Origin of the sequence: Rubrivirga sp. (assembly GCF_049648075.1) — a bacterium.
Taxonomy (GTDB): Bacteria; Bacteroidota; Rhodothermia; order Rhodothermales; family Rubricoccaceae; genus Rubrivirga.
The window spans coordinates 1-2,679 of the sequence record NZ_JBARYR010000382.1 but is presented as its reverse complement, the minus strand read 5'-3'; the positions used below and the strand labels follow the sequence as shown (position 1 = coordinate 2,679).

Annotated in this window: 3 protein-coding genes; 1 reads left to right on the top strand and 2 read right to left on the bottom strand. The window is 70.0% G+C overall.

What is annotated here, in order from left to right; all coding sequences use genetic code 11:
• A partial coding sequence (locus WBA11_RS11035; protein WP_424520741.1) for a hypothetical protein occupies positions 1–595 on the top strand: 595 nt, incomplete at its 5' end.
• A 51-nt stretch (positions 596–646) separates the two neighbouring features.
• Here the strand turns inward: WBA11_RS11035 and WBA11_RS11030 are convergent.
• Positions 647–1,570 carry an MBL fold metallo-hydrolase gene (locus WBA11_RS11030; RefSeq protein ID WP_424520740.1) on the bottom strand — a complete coding sequence of 308 codons (924 nt, stop codon included), beginning with the start codon at positions 1,568–1,570 and terminating at the stop codon, positions 647–649.
• A gap of 224 nt (positions 1,571–1,794) precedes the next feature.
• On the bottom strand, positions 1,795–2,679 hold an 885-nt coding region (locus tag WBA11_RS11025; RefSeq protein WP_424520739.1), incomplete at its 5' end, for a BamA/TamA family outer membrane protein.

The following is a 2,679-nucleotide window of genomic DNA, read 5'->3' as shown; positions in this document are numbered from 1 at the left end:
CGATCCCCGACGCGGAGACCGCCGCCGGGCCAGCCGCATCGAGGACGAGGCCCGCCACGCGCTACGGCGCTACCACGATGCCGGGGCCGCCATCGAGGCCGGCTACCGACCGTTCCCGGCCCAGCCGCCGCCCGGTCTCCGGGTGATCCACTACGTGAATACGGGGATCGACGAGGCCGACGGCGTTGACTACTCACGACCAGGATCGTTGCTGTACGAACGCGACGGTCCGGATCTCCGGCTGCTCGGCGCCATGTACACGGCGCCCGTCTCGGCCGACCTCGAGGAGCTCGACCGCCGCGTCCCGTTGTCGGTGACGCAGTGGCACCTGCACCAAGACGTCTGCGTGCCCCGGCCGATGTGGGACGAGTCGCAGTGGAGCCGTCGCCTCGAGGACGGAGCTCCCGCATTTGGCCCTGGCAGTCCGACCTCGACGGAAGCGGCCTGCGACCGGCTCGGCGGCCGGTTCTTGCCGACCGTGTTTGGCTGGATGGCGCACGTCAACGTGTTCGCCCACGACCGCGCCGACGTGTGGAACGCGCACTACGGACACGACGACGGGATGGACCGGCGTAGCGGGCACCACAACCACTAGCGCGGCCTCGAGGACGAACACCGCCTTCGAAGCGGCTCGCACGGAGGACGCCTACAGCATTGGCGCGGGCGTGTACCGGAAGCCGCCGCCGTCGCGGGACACGCGGCCGACACCCGGAAACGGCATGTGGCTCGCGAAGAACGGCAGCTTCTCGTCCACGGCCCGATCGAGCAGGCGGCGGCGCGTCGCCACGGTCTCGTCGCCCGCCATGTCGAAGCCGAACAGCCACTCGGGGTAGCGGAAAAACGCGACCGGGTGCGCGACGGCATCACTCGCGATCATCAGCCGAGCGTCGCCGGACTCGAGCACGAACACCATGTGACCCGGCGTGTGACCGTGCGCAGCGACGGCCGTGAGCCCGGGAGCGAGTTCGTCGCCGTCGTCGTACGTCTCCAAGACGTTTCGGACAGGTGACAGCGCGTCGAGGGCGTCCGTGACGCCTTGGTTTTCGCCCTCGAAGCTCTCCAAGAAGGCGAGCTCCGGCTCGGGGAAATGGACGCTCGCGTTGGGGAACGTCGGCACGACGCCGTCGGAGACGCCGCCCACGTGGTCGCCGTGGAAGTGCGAGATCACGACGCGGTCGACGGTCTCCTCGCCCAGGCCCAGCTTCTGCATCGCGGGGATCAGGTTGCCCTGGCCCGTCCCCGTGTCGAGGACGACGCGTACGCCACCCGTGTCGATGACGAGTTGGCTCACGTCCGTCGGCGCGGTCTCGGTCGGCAGGCCGAACTCCTCCATCAGGGCCACGACGGCCTCGTCATCCACGTTCGTCCCGATGGCCGACAGCGGAATCGGGAAGCCCGTGTCGCGGATGACCGTGACGAGCGCCTCTCCGACCGAGAACGTGTGGGTCGACACGACGTGGTGGTCGCGGCGGGCGGGACGCGGGGCAGCAACGGCCGAGGCCGGAAGAGCGGCGCCGAGACCGAGAGCGCCCAGGCTTTGAAGGGCAGCGCGGCGGGAGACGAGAGACATAGAGCAGACGGGTTGAGTCCCGATCCACGTTTCAACAACCATCGCCGTTCCCCGCCCTCGAGGCCGAGACCTAGCGATGCGGTCGCGACGCCCTCGACGCGCCGGGCTCGAGGTCGAGACGTAAAGGCCTCGGTCCGCCCTCGAGGACGGGCGGCGACGTCGAGAGGAACGGTCCGACCTCGAGGGCGAGACCGCCTCCCTTAGTTCTCCGCCGTTGCGTCTCTCTAGAAATGGAATCCGACGCCGAACGAGGCCAGCGTCTCCTCTTCGGATATCTGCGCGGTCAGCACCAAGGCCGCCCGGTCCAACACGCCGAACCACAAGCCGCCGCCGTAGCCGAGGTGGATCTCGTCGCCGTCCGCCACGATCGGGTTCTCGATGCCGGCCACGTCGTCGCCGGTCCCGATCCAGACGCGACCGGCGTCGGCAAACCCGAGCACGCCGACGTCGAACGGGACGAGGTAGGTCGGGAGTTCGAACAGCTTGAGCCGGACCTCGGCGTTGCCGAACGCGGCCGAGCGGCCGGCGAACCGCTCGCGGCGGAAGCCTCGGACCGAGGCCGCCTGCCCGATCACCGCCGCGTCGAAGAACGGGAACGCTCCGATCCGGTGCGAGCCGCCCGCCCGGAGCGCGAGTGTGACCTGCGGCGCCAGGTTGATCGGCACGAACGTCGCCAGCGTGCCGCCGACGGTCCCGTAGGGCGCGGCCTCTCCACCGATGCCAGCCAAGGCTGCGCCCTCGAGGACGAGACGGACGCCCTGCTTCGGGTTACCGGGCGTGTCGACCGTCGAGAACACCACCCGGCCGACGCCGCCCGCGTGTGCCTGGGATTCGTACGCCGCGTCGGGCAAGACCGCGAGCGGGCCGGTGAACAAGGTGTCGTCGCGGCTGGGGTCCGCGTACCGAATCGTTGGGCCGAGCGAGACGAACGCGCCGGGACCGAGCCCGACCTCGAGGCCGAGGTCCGCTTGGACACGGGCCAGGTTGAGCCGGGCGACGTCGTCGTCGACGAACGCGGTCTCATTGCCCAAACCATAGAAGTTGCGCACGTTGCGCGGCAGCGCGCCCGACAGCCCGACGCGAGCGTCGAACGGCCCGATCGCCTCCAC

Coding starts and splice junctions, on each gene's coding strand:
- WBA11_RS11030 (WP_424520740.1), bottom strand. CDS start 1,570: ATGTCTCTCGTCTCCCGCCGCGCTGCCCTTCAAAGCCTGGGCGCTCTC.